This window comes from Bacillus cereus group sp. MG1 (genome assembly GCF_040460035.1).
GTDB lineage: Bacteria > Bacillota > Bacilli > Bacillales > Bacillaceae_G > Bacillus_A > Bacillus_A cereus.
Genome location: NZ_JARVGY010000005.1, coordinates 1 through 14,721, shown reverse-complemented (window position 1 = coordinate 14,721; position 14,721 = coordinate 1). Strand labels below are relative to the sequence as shown.

Below are 14,721 nucleotides of genomic sequence, written 5' to 3'. Positions count from 1 at the left end.
CCTTCTATCTTCTCCTTGAAAGGTATCGTAAGGATTGTCCAATTGCTCTACTAGAACCTGTACTTGCTCCCAATTGTCCAAGTAAATGAGGAATTGCTAAGGCCAAAATAAAGAACGCAAACGCTACTGTAAATGAAACACCATGACCAAAAGCATTATTCTTTACTAGCGCCATAAAACCTAATGAAAACGTTAATGCTTGTAAACACAACGTAACACTATTATTTACAAATAATCTAATCCATAAAGAGAAGTAATTGTATTCATCATTTAGTGCTGTAGGGATCGCTACAACTCCAATGACATATAATAGTCCAAACAAAACAAATCTATACATAAACGCTAATGCGAATACAAACAAAACAAACATTACTATCAATGCAATGAAGAAACCATATAATGAACCTTTTATAAATATCATTAAAACGACTTCTTCCATTTTGATTGGTTCATACAATACGGATGTCACAATTACTTCTTGAAATCCCAATACCCAATTTATAAACGGATCATATATACCTAATAGCACCCCAGCTGTAAGAGTCATAATCATTTTCTCGTTGATTACTAAAAAACCATCCCCATCAGGTTCTACATACCTCATGGAATAGATTTTTAATATTTGCCACATCAAGAATATAGCTAACATAGTTGAAGATAGACTATTAAATGCATTTTTGTATTTTTTAAATTCTTTATTTCCTGTTATATCGCTTGGTTTAATTACAGTTGATTTCAAACTGTCATATGTTACTTTTATTGTTCCAATAATTGATTCATAAGCCAGTCCCGAAACTTTGCAAGAAACATCAAATGTCCCACAATCAAAGTAATTATCTTTGTAATCATAGTTTTTTATAAACTCTTGTTTGTCTTTATTTTTAATTTCTTTTTCAATAGCCTTTTTATTTTGATCGTAAAATTCACCTTTTTTTGCATACGCTGTAGTAAGATTAGTATTCATTGCGACAAATATTAAAAGAACTATAGATAAGATCTGATACATCTTTTTTAGTTTCATAGCGGTTTCTCCTTTAACTTGCAATACTTATAAGACCCATCATGATTAAAAAGATTACAGCAAATAATGAAATTCCTTTTCTCATTATGATAGTTTTTTTAATTTCGAGAATTTCAGAATCATTAGGATCTCTGTGATACAATCTATAAAAGCCCTTTTTTTCTTTATCAAGATTTTGATCTATAGTTTTTTCAATTAAATTGTTTACCTTTTTATTTACTGAAAAGTAAAAAGTAGAAATTTTGTCTGATAGGTCATTCACAATAATCACCAGCTTTTAAGATTATTTTTCTAAACTTTTTAGATAATCATCCAAACTATTTTTTAAGACATTAATTCTATAATCAGAAACTTTATATTCTCCATTAACTTTTTCCCAATCAACAATCATTGTTAAAGTCATTACTTGCTGGGGCATTGAATCTGTTGCGTATGGATTCGAGTTATAGATAGATTTATAGATTGCATATGATTTCGCTGTATTATCTCCTGTTTTCACAGCAAAAATATGATCTATATCTGTTCTTTCTAAAATAGAGTGAGAGCGACTGTCTTCAGCACCCTCACGCTCTTTTTGTTTAATTGCATCTTCAAACATTTCCTTTGCTTGTCCAGTTAACATATCCCCATGATCAGCAATACTAGACTTTTCAATAAACTCTTTTGATCTATCGTAAATAACACTAATTTCTTTTTCCTTTTTTAATTTTTCTTCTAATAAATGAATATCATTATTTATCTCTTTATTCTTTTTATAAACTGAGAAAGAATAAAGTGATGAAATAACCAACAATAGAATTAAAAGGAAATTTATAATTGGTATTTTCTTTTCTCTTTTATTCATTTTTTTCACCTTATAACCTCATATTTTATTTATGAGTTATTCTTCCAGCACCATAATAATACTTTCCCCAATAAGGCGAAAAGACATCATCTATCTTTACACCTGAATTATTCGAATTAATCATTTTTCCGTTTCCAATGTACATTCCCACATGTGTAACAGTTTTCCCGACATACGTTCCGGTGAAGAATATTAAATCACCCGCTTTAAGTTGCTCTTTGCTGACCCTTGCTGTTGCATGATACTGTTCTTCGGCTGTTCTTGGTAGATTAATGCCAACAGTCTGTCTAAAGTTCCATTGCATCAAACCTGAACAGTCAAATCCTGTTGGGGATGCTCCACCCCATACATATGCTTGCCCTAAGAACTTTGCCATACTGTTATACACAACATTAGGATCAAAAATTTGATTTCCACTTCCGTCAATAACTACACCGCCAGATCCTTGACCCACCGCTTGACAATTCATTGATAAACCGCCTAATTCATTAGTCATATTTGTAACTATAGGAACCCAATGAATGTTTAAATTTGTAGGATCATTAGAAGCGCCAACAGGCGCATATTTATTTCCGATTTGTGGTATCGTAACAAGTCCTTGCGATATATATAATCTGAATAAGTTACCAGCCATATAATCTAGTCCTTCATCTAGTGTTGAAAATGTACGTAAACCGCCTTTCCCCATGATTCCCCCGGGGTTATTTTTATTTTTCACAGCGTTAGATGTACCTCTTCCTGTTTCATGGAAAGCAATTGCCGTAAGAAGAACTGGATCAATATTATTTTTCCTAGCAATTTGAATAAAATCCTTCCCCTTTCCAGTAAACACACCAGCCTTTTCAAAGGCCTTCATATACACACCTTCATTTACTTGTCCCTCTGTACACATATAACTTCCATTGCCCATATTATTATCTTGGGAATTATCTTTACTTCCAGCATCGGCAAAGAAAAAGATGGACATTAATCCAAACGTAAAAACAAGCAATAGAAAAAACGCTAAAATATACGGGTTTTTAAACAATAGATAAGTAATGTAACTTCCATTTCTACTATTCATCTAGATCTCACCAATCTATATTGCTATATCTTCTATATTTTTATTTTCAAACCATAATTGTTTTTCTAAAGGCGTTAGTTGTACTTCTAATTTAATTTTCTTAGATCCTGAGAACAGAATGCCTTTACCAGCCTGTTTATCCTTATCTCCTTCTCGTACAACTAATGTCGTTTTCTCCTGTTCGGAAAAATCATGAGATAATTCTTTTTCTAAATAGGTTACTTCTTCTTGTGTCATAGGAAGATATAACCTTTGTACAGATTGACTAATAACAGCCTCACCATAGTTTCGTTTTTCATCTTTTGCACTCATGAAATCTTTTATAGACTGTGTTGCTGGTGTAATCCCAACATTGAAGGAACGTAAGACTTTCATCATAAAGTATACATATTGCATAGCTAATGGTACTTTAGGATCAGCAATTACATGGGCTTCATCTATGTAAACTTGTGTCGCCCTTTTATCTCCTTTAAGGAGTTCGTATGTTGTATGAGAAAGTAAATTATAATAAATAATACGTTGAACTTTTTCGTTATTGTTTAAATCAAAAATATCGTAAGCAATCAAATCATTCGAAATATTTACATTTGTATAACCGTTAAATAAATTGCTATACAAACCATATGTGTATGTTTCTAATGTTGTATGGAAATTTCTAATTTCAGAATATAACTCTATATCTTTATCTTTATATTCAGTTAGTTTTTTGTACAGATCCTCCATAATTGGTACATCTTCTACGCCTAATTGAGTAGTATCGGTATCGTAATCAATTTTTTTATCTTGATATACTTCAATCAAGATTTTGGAAATTATATCTTCTTCTAAATCTGTCATTGACGGATACATAAGCCTAAACATTGTTAATAATTGTGTGATTTTAACTAATAAAATACTTCCAGTATCGAGTTCCTCTGTATCTGTACTACCTGAAGTAATCTTTGGAAGATCAAACGGATTAATTCTATTACCACCACGTAACTTAAATTTCACCCATTCTCCACCAAGGTTTTTGAATTTTCTTCCAAACTCTCCTTTTGGATCAATTGCTATAATCCTTCTTCCAAATATCCATTTCCGTATTATATCGGCGAATAAATAAGTAGACTTACCCGAACCTGAAATACCTATTACGAATTCATGCTTATTTAGTAATTTTTCATCATCAACAATAACAACATTACCTGTCGTCATATTTTTCCCTTTTACAATTCCAGTTTCAGAAAACATTTCATTTTCATGAAATGGGAAGAAATACGAAACCGCTTCAGAGTTCATCATTCTATAAGTCATTTCTGGAATTGTATTATTTGCAAGGGGTAAAAAAGCACGAAATGCATCTAAAGCACGTATAGAGGGAGAATGTGCTGTTCCAATCGCACCCATTCTACTTTTTATTAATGTTGTTAAATTATTTAACTCTTCTAAAGAAGTACAAGATAAATGAATGTACGTGTGAAATAAGTAAATCTTGTCATTAGCGGTTGCTATATCTCTTAACATTTGTATAGCTGAATCAACTTGTGCTTCAGCATCCGCTACAGTATAAGCATCCGCATGTTGAGATTTCATTTTGATTTTATTTTGCTTAACTGACTTTGAAAGTTGTTCTTTAACCTCAGATGAATTAAATTCCTTAATAAAATAAGTAAAACTTACGTTTTCGGATAACTCATTCAACTCTTGGATTCTTTGTTGATGGATAATAGTTTCATAGTCAAGCACTAATAATGTTCTTGTATAGTTAGACCCTAATTTCACTCCATTTTCCATTTCTAAAATGTGTGATGGAGAAATTGCAGTTAATATTTGTTCATTAGGATCACCGACTGTATGAGCAAAATTGTTTTTTTCTTTTTTAGACCTAAATAATTTAGGGATTTTGAGACTGTATTTCATATAACATCTTCCTCATTAATTAATATTTTCATTCACTTTTTTCTGAAGCTGATTAATTAACTTTTGAGCCGATTCACTTCCTAATGATAAATCGAGAGAATTACTAGCCCGCCCAATAATAAACTCACCAACGGACTGTGCATTATCATAGTCAAGGCATGTATAAATTAATTGTAGTAATTCCTCATTATTTAGTGGTTTTGCTATCAACCTTGCATGTCCAGTTAACATATTTTCAAGGTTAGCGGTTACAAGAGAAGCTTTTCTTTCAATATCACTTAATGATTTTTCACGATTGTTTCCAATCGGCTGATCAATAATTACATACCGTTTCCTTGCAACCATATCTCTTGTTTTTTGAATTCCCTCAACGTATTCTTTATAGCTTTTTGTAAGCATTCTTTTTGAAGGATTCTTTTCTCCATGCGTTATTTTATCAACATGAATCAAATGTTTAGATAAATTAACAGGTTGAGCCACTTGTGATATTTGAATTTCATTAACGAATTGCAATTCATTAATGAATGTTTTATAGGAAGTAAATATTTTTTGTCTCTCATTGCTACTCATTAATGACAAATTAACAGCGGATACATCTATTACTTTGACAAAACGATTGTCATTTGTTTCATAACAACTCGAAAAAATATCACGAATACCTAACTCTTTTCTTATGTCCTGATCATTTTGTTGCATATTAATTTCACCCTTTTTATAGAAAAATTCTTTATGTCTTCTTTGATATTTAAATTTCCATATCAGCCGATATTGTAAGAAAGATATATTTGATCTAATCGGGTGTTTAATTAGCTGAAATGCTGTTAACGTAATCGTTGGTGTTAGACAAATTAAGGCTGTGTCTCTCGTAAGATTTCCCTGAGTATAAAAAATCACCATGCCTACAATTGATATTAGTAAAGCTGGTGATACTACGACTAAATCCCAAAATGAGATATTACCTACTAAATATTTTTTGGAATCAATATTAAGGGGAAGTTCAATTTTACCTTCCCCTTTTAACCGATCCTTTCTTTCTCTAAAGCTTTCTATCATTTTTTTTCACCTACTTTTATAGACCAGCTTTGATGTAATCAACGAATGGTTTAGCAAGTAAGAAGACTACTACGCCAGCACCACAGAATAAAAGACCTTTTTTAAATTTAGGTGCATTTTGCTCGTCACCTTGCCAAATCATTAGACCACAAACTAAACCACCAATAATGAATGCCCAAATAAATGTACTTTGCATGTCAGTAAATAGCGTTTGTAATAAATGTTGAATTCGAGTAAACATAATTTCACTCCCTCCTTAGAATAAGTTAGTAAGATCAGATAATACCTATTTTTAAATAAAATAACCAAAAAGGGTATAAAAGGATTGATTTACAAACCCAATTACGATCTTCAGGCTAAATTATACCCTCATTACCCAAAATAGGCAATAAGGGTATAAAAATTTTTATAATTTTTATTTCTATTAAAAATAAAACCATTATTTTCTCATTAATAAGGTTCTATATCAGTTCTTACCGAAACCTGTTGCCGTATAGTAATTCGTCCTTCCCTTCATGCAAGGGGCATTAAATTTTTGAATCATTGTGTTTCGTTTATGCTTTCACGTCGCTCCGCAATTCGCATTGTAAGTTTAGCAAATTTCTACACTTGTAAAAGCCCAACTCAACATCAATTCTAAAAAATTTAATACTATTCCCTTGCATTCCGATCACTCCTCATTACGTATAAGGCAACAGGTAACAGAGAAAAACCTATCAACACTACTACGAAAAGAGGAAATTTTATGTTCTTATCACAATTATCTTTTTATCAATTAGAGATTAAAAACACATCCCCGAAAGAAGCTATTACAAGCTCTACAACTGAATCATTTTATGCTTATGGAAGTGCGTGGTTAAAAGCCTGTAATACTATCAGCAATTTTTTACAACAAAACAATTATAAAAAAGATGATTTAAATATTGTATTCAATGAAGACCCAAAGAATGAAGTTTATCGTTATACTTGGTCAGGAATTCACAAGTCTAGTTTCAAAAAACTTGAAATTACTGTGTTCTGCAACTAAAAAGTTGTGCGAAATGCAATTTTTTTTGTTAGCACCCCAACTCATTTTATAAATTCATATAAGAATGTTTTAATCGATAACTTTCCCCTGAAAATGTTAACAAATAACTATGATGAACCAAACGATCTATTATGGCAGTTGTTAATCGTTCATCGTGGAAAATACTATTCCATTTACTAAACTCTAAATTTGTTGTGATAATAATACTTTGTTTTTCATAACAACTGGCAATGACTTGGAAGAGGAGCTGCGCTCCTTCTTGGCTTACCGGTATATATCCCCATTCATCACAGATTAAAACCTCTGTTTTTTCTATTTGATTCATCATTTTATATAGCTTACCTGCATTTTTTGCTTCAATTAATTCGTTTACTAATGCAGCTGTTCGATAAAACTTTACACTTTTCCCTTGATTACAAGCTTCTACACCTATAGCGGTAGCTAAATGTGTCTTACCTGTTCCTACCCCACCATATAATACAAGGTTTTCTTTTCGTGTTGTAAAATCAGTCGATTTAAGGTCTTCTACACTTAATTGTTTTGGTAGTTCCACTTCAGTAAAACTATAATTTTCAAATGTCTTTATCACATCGAATTTTGCTTGTTTTAACAACCTATTCTTTTTCTTAATTTGCCTGTGCTGTACTTCTAGAGCTAACAGTTTCTCCAAAAACTCTTGATGTGTAGCTGCTTGAATAGAAGGATATTGTTCCACTATACGGGTTCCTAACTTTAATTCTCGGCAATAGAATTCAATTGAATTTTTCATGTAGCGTCATCCACCATGAGTTTGTCATAGCGTTTAAAGTCTATTTCAAATACTACTTTTTGTTCAAGTTCCGATGGAACTGGTACATCCACACATTTTGGTAATTTTCCATTTAACCGATACCAAGTTGTTAAAATGCTATCAGAATCTTGACAACCACCTTGTAGTGTTTGAATTAACGCTTCTGTCGCTATCGATGCATCTCCATCTTCATGTATCATCTGAGATAATACATGTATTGCACGCTTTTTCTCTGCTGTTTGCGTTAAATATTCTTTCCATGGATGTGGTAATTCTTCATAAAAAGCTAAATTTTGAATGGACTTAGGACGCTGTACCATTAATTTCAAATAAGGAATCCACTTCATTGATTCTAATCCTTCTCCATACAAACGTGGATGGCTTACAATTTTTTGATAGTTCTCATTTAAAATTTCAATTTGCTTATAAGTAACTTTGAGCCATACTTCTCTTTGAGCAAATTCAGGTGCGGTAGAATAAATGTTTTTTGCATAGCGAACTTTCCCGTATTTATCAGCTTTCGCTTTTTGTAAACGGTGAACATCAAACGCTACCTGTGGTAAAGGGATAAAAGCTTGGTGATCTACCTGAAACAACTTATCGATATGTTCTTTTTTACGATAATGTCGGCGATTCATATCATGATCACAACGTTGTAATAATTCCTGATTATATGCTTCTAAATCTGGAATAGATGGTATCGGAACAAAAAAATTACGACGTATATAACCGACTTTATTTTCTACATGACCTTTCTCATGGCCACTGTTTGGATTACAAAATACATGTTGAAAATTATAATGACATGAAAACTTTTGAAATTGTTCTGTCAGTATACGTTCTCCCTTTTTTGGAATACTTGTTACTGCCGCTGATAAATTATCAAACCAAATTTGATGAGGTACACCTGCGGTGTATTCAAATATTTGCTTTAATCCCTGTAAGAGACATTCTTGGTTTTGTGCTGGCAACACTTGTACATAACTGGCATTGCTATAAGGAAAGGAAACCGCTAGATAGGAACCTTTTGTTTCTATTCCTTTTTCATCTAGATAAACAAGATGGCCAAAATCTGCTTGCGCTTCTCCAGGTGAATGCTGTAAGGGGAGATAACCTTCACAACTCTGATACAATTCTTTCTTTTTCCGAGATACATAATATTGAACAGTCCGTATAGAAACAGAGAGGTCTCCACCATATATTTCAATCAAGCGTTTGTAGACACGAGCTCCGGTATGTCTTTGCTTTACTGGAACCTTTTTATCTTCTTTTAACCATTGATCAATTTGTACTTTGTAAGGATCTAATTTGCTTCCGTGTACTTTTCTTGAGGTTGGAACGGTATTTGGGTTCTCCAGATACGCATATTTTTGCACAGTTTGAAAACTATGCCCTGTTTCTTTTGAAATGGCTCGTAGAGACATCCCTTTATACTGGTGTAAATATTTGATATGATGTTGTTGAATCATTGTAAGCATCCTTTCTCCTCCTTCTAACTGTCTTTTCTCACAATTAGAAGGTTAGTGGAACGAGAGGGGTGCTGACAATGATTTTTTATTTATCAGCCTGTTAACCTTTTATTTTGCATAATGCACTACTTTCATTTTGCACTAAACAGAAATTACTATTATTTATACTCAATTCGCTGATACAGAGGACTTTTACAGAGAGTGTACATGCTGTAATAAAGTTATGTTTGAAGGATATTGTATACACGAGGGACTAGAATATTTTTGTTCTGATAAATGCTTATATACACAATACACGCCTGATGAATATGAGGAAATGCATGAAGATGATTATGCTTACTGGACAGTATGGCTTGAATAAATAACTAACTAATCATATTACATTTCGGAAAATAAATAATTGGAGGAATTAAAAATGGAATACAAATGGGAAAAAGAGAGTTTACAAAAATATGGAGAAGAAGCTACTCAAATTTTAATTACTAAACAAAAAAAATACGAAGCATTACACAAGGATAATAACTGTGAGTATTGTGGCAAAAAAAATGAAGGTGCACTTATTGAAATAGGAAATGGTATACCTTTTATTATGCGCTATGGAATGTGGAGTAGTAGTGGACGATGTGGATATTGTGGCGAGTTCACAGGTAGACGCACATCAAAAATCTAATAAAACATTTAACATAAGGGAGTAGTTAACATGAAACAAGGACAAGAAGAATTATTGCATAAATTTCAAACAATTTTACTGGAACTTAGTTATGAATGTGAGGTAGATGATACTTTTCATAATACAATTATTAATCTAAATGCTTTTAGTAGATGTATTGATGAAATAGCATCGGATATTTCAATAGATAGAACAATAACTAAAAAGATTAATAACCAAACTTACAGTAACTCATTAATTAATAAATTATTAATATATCTAAAAACAAAATTCTCAAACCTTATGACCCACAATAGATAATTTATAAAAAATTATTATCATGGAGGAATTTTATATGTGTATCCCAATAGTAGTTCTAGTAGAATATGATTTTTATAATGACGGAACAGGAAGCAACGTCTATTTATTCAAAGATATCAATAATGCGATTATATTTGCTAAAAGAGAAGCAAAAACATATCTAGAAGATAATAGCCTTACTCTAGAAGACTTTAAAGGGCAACATGATACTCTAGACATTATGGAAACAAATGATAGTTATTATTTCAATTCATGGAATGATAAAAATTGTGATAAATACAATATTGTTGTCTATGAACAAGAATTTAAAGATAAAACAACGAAACTAATAAACTAACTACCTATACTTAATATACACAGGGCATAGATTAAGTTCAAAATCTTCTATGCCTGTTGTATACCTTTCTTATTCCAAAGAAGGGCTATATACCCCCGAAGAAGTGGCGTGTAAAGGGGCAAAATGTTTTTAATCGCTGTGTTTCGTTTATGCTTTTATGGCGTTCCACAATTTGCATTAGCATTATAGCAAATTGTTCCACTTGTAAAAGCCCAACTCAACATCAACTCTAAAAACATTTGTGCTATTCCCTTGACACGCCACTAGAGAAATCCTTTTATGTAGATCCTACTCAAAAAATCCCTCTTAACATATTAAGCTAAAAATCTTGTAAAGAACGGGTAGTATTTTTTGAGAAACCATTCAAAAAATCTCCACACCTTACTCTTTACAAATTTTTTTCGACTGGGTTATCAGCTATCGCCAAGCTGATAACAAAATAGGGGGTGATGATCATCACAGCTTGGATTAACTAGTATACCCTGTCGAATCGCTAGTTTAACGTTCATAAATAGTTTTTTATTCGATATTAGAATACGGAAGTTCTCAGGGGCTAAGCCCACCGAACCCCCAGCCAATGCTTCCACAAAATAGTAAGGGAAAAGCATTTTTCTATACAATATATTTTTATTCAAAATAACAAAAGGTTTAAAAGGAATTCAAAATGAATTCTAATAGAATTTCAATTGATAATCCAAAGGAATTCATTTTGAATTTAACACTTTATTTTATTGAATCGCATTCTTCATTTCATCAATTTCTTTAAATAGTACGCCTATTTCTGTCCAATCCCATTTTGCATCTAAGTAGATCTTAGCTACTTTCCAATTGTCTTCTGTAATTTCTTCTGTAATATATTTATTTAGCTTTTTTTCATAAAAGCGAATCTTTTCTTTAATAGTTTCAGTAGTCACTTGTACGCTTTCACTGTTTTGATGCAACTCTTTATTAGTTTGTACTTCTTCATCTTTAAGTTTTTGTTCTTTAAGCCACTCAGGAACAATATCTTTCTTTCCGTATGATGGTTTAAGAGATTTTGTTTTTTGTTGAGACTTTGGTTTCTGTAATTGTTTTCTTTCTTCAAGATACGCTTTCTCAACATTTTCAATATCAGAAAAAGATTTCATTCCTTGTGATATCCATTTCTTGATAATACCTTTTATAGTAGCTATGTATTTATCAGTCTTCATGTCACTGATTCTTTTAATTGCTTCATTTACAATATCTTTTCCATATGTAGTAGTTAAATTATTTAATTCAATCTCTACATATTTTGATGGTGAACTTACAATAGCAAATTTAAAAAAGTCGATAGGAGATAGATCTATACTTACATACTTACTAAAATAATTTAATAAATTATTAAGTTCTTTAGTATTATTAATAGGATTCTGTGGAGAATCCTTTAAAGGATTCTGTGGAGAATCCTTTAGTAAAGGTTTCTGTGGAGAATCCTTTATTTCGTTTTTAGGTCTTCCACCCTTTATAGCATAGAACTTTCCTGATGATTTATAGTCTTTTTTCCAATCACGTACTTTTTCTAAAGGCTTTGTTAAAAGAGTAATGTCATTACAAGGGTAACGATAAATAACAATATTCATAGGTTTATGTCCAGCTCTTGCATGTTCTCCTTGATACTCTACTAAATCAACTAAGCCATATTCCCATAATGGAATAAGAATCTTTTGACGAAAATACTTTTCTTTACGGTCTAAAGCTTCCCATAAACTAGAAAGCGCTCGTGGAACTCTATCATATTCTCTATCTTTATCTCTACGATCAGCCATTGTATACATTTTTAAATAATCACAGTAAGCGGATTCTCCTAATTTATCTATCCAATCCATTGCGGTTATAAAATGTTGGTTTGGTAATCTTAATTCTTCTTTTGGGACATGTCCCTGAGTAATAAAGGTAGGTGTTTGACCTACTAATTGTGTTTCAGACATATAAAAAACCTCCTATTTTCATAGAAGGGCACTTTTAACATCGAACTCTCTAATTGGAGGAAATTACAATCTTATTGCATCTTTATATAAGCCAATATAACATTGACAAACAAAATGTAGAAGATTATAATTAAATTAATAATAATAGGAATTAGAGAGGAGTTCGATTACTTGGCGGTTGTCGGTGCTCCTTCTTTTTTTATATTTTTTTATATTTTTTACATCTTTATATGTTGTTTTTTTACAAAAAATAGCAAAGATACAAATTAGAAATCATATCTTTGCTAACGAGTATATCATATTTTGTTGAAATATGGGATTGTTTTTTACTGACACTGGTGAAAAAAGCCTAAAAGGGTATTTTGTGATTAATACAAACGCCATTAAAGGGCGTTTGTATTAATCTGATTATATATATTATCTTTGTCGTCATCAGAACTCTGTTCCTTTTCAGGAATAGAGTTCTTTTCTTCTGTCTCAATCTTTTTTTGAGAAGTATGAGTATCATTTGTTTTCTCAGATTTACTATCATGTGTTTTTTCTATTTCTTTCACAGAATCAAAGGTAGCTTCTTCTGTGCTAATACCCGTTAGAGGGAATTCTTGATGTAGTAATTTCTGAATTTCATGATCAGTAATATTTTTATAACCGAAACGATCTATCATATGAAGAACTAAGCTAGTAAGAGAAACTTGTATTTTCTCTTGGTTATCACACCACTTATTAATCTTATTTCTAGCTTCTTCATCTTTAATGTCTTTTATTTTCCAACTAACGTTGGCTCTCACGTTCTATTCACCCCTTTTTAAAAAAGACTTTTTTATTTAATATGTCTAATCCTTCCATGTTCATATCAACAGCATATTTTTCAGGAATCCACAGTAACTTACAATTTACTTCTTCACAAAACTCTAGTAAATCATCGTAAAGTAAAGATTTAAACTCTATACTTCCACCACCGTAAACACAAATGATATCAGCGTCACCAGCAATTTTTTCTGTGTATTTTTCTTGAATATCTTCTAGTATGCGCATAGCTTGAATATATTTACCGTTTTCTAAGAATCTAGATGCTTCGTCAAACAGACGATGGCTAGGATCTTTTAAGATATTCATATATTGTTGGCGCTTTAAGAGAACTCGTCCATTTGTATCTTCTTTTAAAAGTGCAATTGCTGATTCTGTAGCATGTCCAACGCCACGACGTTCACCGGTACAGTTATCAGGAACAGGGTTTAAACCAACTGTGTAGACATATTCTGTTGTTCCATCGCCAATATCGGCATGAAGAATCTTTTTGTTTACAAAGTCTTTAGGGACAGCTTTTTCTTTATATTGTTCATTATATATATCTAAAATTGCTTGTTCTCCTTCAATTAAGGCATAAAGTGGTGGAACTCCTTCTTTTGTTACTTTTACTTTCTCAAATGTAATTGAAACGGTAACAGATTCTCCGCCAACATAAACAATTACGATATGTTTATTATTAGTGAAACGATCTTCTAAAAATTTAGCTTTATCAACCGTATATTCACTCATAGGTATTGCGGTACTTAACTTTGATTTAATGTTAATAGTGGAAGGTAATTTACTTTCTTCACTAAATGCCTGTTTTACACTTTCACAAGCCATCATACCTAGTGTCATAACAACTGGAATTGTGTGTTTATATTTATTTCCTAGTTTTATATTCATGTTTTCAACGTTGGCATCAGATGTAATAGTTGCTCTTTTACCAATATTGTATAAGCCACTACGTTTAATAGCATTACTTGTAATATGTACAGTTAGTTCATCTTCTAAGTTTGAAACAAGTTTTGTTAAGTTTGTTTCTGTAACAGGCGGTTGTTGTAATAAATATTGGATTACAGATGGTTGTTTTAATACTTTCCCGTTGATCTTAGCTTTTACATTCGCATTACCAACATCAAAAGCTGAATCCATTTTATATGCTTTAGTTAGCATTTCTAATTCCTCATCTTCTCTTAAAAAATCTTCTTTTTCTTTAACATTTGACATGTTATTCACCTCATATTTTATTTGGTTGTTTAAATCATCCTTGAGTTAATTATACAATAAAAGAAAAAATAAAACAACTCTTTTTTGAATTCATTTTGAATTCTTTTTAGTTAAAGAAAACAATGTTCTTGAATTTAGTTCAAATAGAATTCAATTTAAATTCAATTTAAATTGAATTTGAGTTTTTGTTTTGGATTTTAAGAGTGTGAATGAATAAAAACTAATAATGAGTTTAAGTGAAATTTAATATAAATTTTTTTTGAATTTATTTTAGCTTCAT

General features: G+C 31.3%; 16 protein-coding genes. 4 read left to right on the top strand and 12 right to left on the bottom strand.

Annotated elements, in window-relative coordinates; genetic code table 11:
• Positions 1 to 4 precede the first annotated feature (4 nt).
• Genes QCI79_RS33070 through QCI79_RS33040 form a run of 7 tightly spaced genes read right to left on the bottom strand, consistent with a single transcriptional unit; the run spans position 5 to position 6,121 of the window.
• A complete protein-coding gene (locus tag QCI79_RS33070; protein ID WP_000768554.1) occupies positions 5 to 1,021 on the bottom strand; it encodes a conjugal transfer protein TrbL family protein in 1,017 nt (338 codons plus the stop codon).
• Positions 1,022 to 1,034: 13 nt separating this feature from the next.
• Positions 1,035 to 1,283, bottom strand: coding sequence for a hypothetical protein (locus tag QCI79_RS33065; RefSeq protein WP_000999086.1), 249 nt, complete (start codon positions 1,281 to 1,283; stop codon positions 1,035 to 1,037).
• A 21-nt stretch (positions 1,284 to 1,304) separates the two neighbouring features.
• Positions 1,305 to 1,865 carry a hypothetical protein gene (locus QCI79_RS33060; RefSeq protein WP_012552649.1) on the bottom strand — a complete coding sequence of 187 codons (561 nt, stop codon included), beginning with the start codon at positions 1,863 to 1,865 and terminating at the stop codon, positions 1,305 to 1,307.
• A gap of 25 nt (positions 1,866 to 1,890) precedes the next feature.
• The gene (locus QCI79_RS33055; protein WP_001088572.1) at positions 1,891 to 2,928 is read right to left on the bottom strand and encodes a C40 family peptidase; all 1,038 of its coding nucleotides are present in this window, start codon (positions 2,926 to 2,928) and stop codon (positions 1,891 to 1,893) included.
• Positions 2,929 to 2,943: 15 nt separating this feature from the next.
• Positions 2,944 to 4,827, bottom strand: coding sequence for a VirB4 family type IV secretion system protein (locus tag QCI79_RS33050; RefSeq protein ID WP_000877726.1), 1,884 nt, complete (start codon positions 4,825 to 4,827; stop codon positions 2,944 to 2,946).
• A gap of 15 nt (positions 4,828 to 4,842) precedes the next feature.
• Positions 4,843 to 5,880 (bottom strand): hypothetical protein, encoded by a 1,038-nt coding sequence (locus QCI79_RS33045; RefSeq protein WP_000572920.1) that lies wholly within the window; start codon positions 5,878 to 5,880, stop codon positions 4,843 to 4,845.
• A 16-nt stretch (positions 5,881 to 5,896) separates the two neighbouring features.
• A complete protein-coding gene (locus QCI79_RS33040; RefSeq protein ID WP_000495110.1) occupies positions 5,897 to 6,121 on the bottom strand; it encodes a hypothetical protein in 225 nt (74 codons plus the stop codon).
• A gap of 504 nt (positions 6,122 to 6,625) precedes the next feature.
• On the opposite strand from QCI79_RS33040, the gene QCI79_RS33035 reads away from it, so the two are divergent.
• Positions 6,626 to 6,907, top strand: a complete 282-nt coding sequence (locus tag QCI79_RS33035) for a hypothetical protein (RefSeq protein WP_021728929.1) — start codon at positions 6,626 to 6,628, stop codon at positions 6,905 to 6,907.
• Positions 6,908 to 6,953: 46 nt separating this feature from the next.
• Here the strand turns inward: QCI79_RS33035 and istB are convergent, their stop codons facing one another.
• Together istB and istA are read right to left on the bottom strand one after the other, a co-directional pair.
• The gene (gene istB / locus QCI79_RS33030; protein WP_021727480.1) at positions 6,954 to 7,676 is read right to left on the bottom strand and encodes an IS21-like element helper ATPase IstB; all 723 of its coding nucleotides are present in this window, start codon (positions 7,674 to 7,676) and stop codon (positions 6,954 to 6,956) included.
• Positions 7,673 to 9,175: an IS21 family transposase gene (istA, locus tag QCI79_RS33025; protein ID WP_021727481.1), complete on the bottom strand. Its 1,503-nt coding sequence runs from the start codon at positions 9,173 to 9,175 to the stop codon at positions 7,673 to 7,675. Before istA ends, istB begins: the two co-directional genes overlap by 4 nt.
• Before the next feature lie 406 nt (positions 9,176 to 9,581).
• On the opposite strand from istA, the gene QCI79_RS33020 reads away from it, so the two are divergent.
• From QCI79_RS33020 to QCI79_RS33010, 3 genes are read left to right on the top strand one after another with little or no spacing between them, the layout of a single operon-like run.
• Positions 9,582 to 9,836, top strand: a complete 255-nt coding sequence (locus QCI79_RS33020; protein WP_000456046.1) for a hypothetical protein — start codon at positions 9,582 to 9,584, stop codon at positions 9,834 to 9,836.
• A gap of 30 nt (positions 9,837 to 9,866) precedes the next feature.
• Positions 9,867 to 10,136 carry a hypothetical protein gene (locus QCI79_RS33015; protein WP_000809081.1) on the top strand — a complete coding sequence of 90 codons (270 nt, stop codon included), beginning with the start codon at positions 9,867 to 9,869 and terminating at the stop codon, positions 10,134 to 10,136.
• A 34-nt stretch (positions 10,137 to 10,170) separates the two neighbouring features.
• Positions 10,171 to 10,473 carry a hypothetical protein gene (locus QCI79_RS33010; RefSeq protein WP_021728912.1) on the top strand — a complete coding sequence of 101 codons (303 nt, stop codon included), beginning with the start codon at positions 10,171 to 10,173 and terminating at the stop codon, positions 10,471 to 10,473.
• Positions 10,474 to 11,201: 728 nt separating this feature from the next.
• Here the strand turns inward: QCI79_RS33010 and QCI79_RS33005 are convergent.
• The 3 genes from QCI79_RS33005 to QCI79_RS32995 form a co-directional block, all read right to left on the bottom strand.
• Positions 11,202 to 12,422 (bottom strand): replication initiation and membrane attachment family protein, encoded by a 1,221-nt coding sequence (locus tag QCI79_RS33005; protein WP_021728913.1) that lies wholly within the window; start codon positions 12,420 to 12,422, stop codon positions 11,202 to 11,204.
• A 383-nt stretch (positions 12,423 to 12,805) separates the two neighbouring features.
• Entirely contained in the window at positions 12,806 to 13,210 is a 405-nt protein-coding gene (locus QCI79_RS33000) for a hypothetical protein (protein WP_021728914.1), read from the bottom strand.
• Positions 13,211 to 13,217: 7 nt separating this feature from the next.
• Positions 13,218 to 14,387, bottom strand: a complete 1,170-nt coding sequence (locus tag QCI79_RS32995) for a ParM/StbA family protein (protein WP_031310466.1) — start codon at positions 14,385 to 14,387, stop codon at positions 13,218 to 13,220.
• Positions 14,388 to 14,721 lie beyond the last annotated feature (334 nt).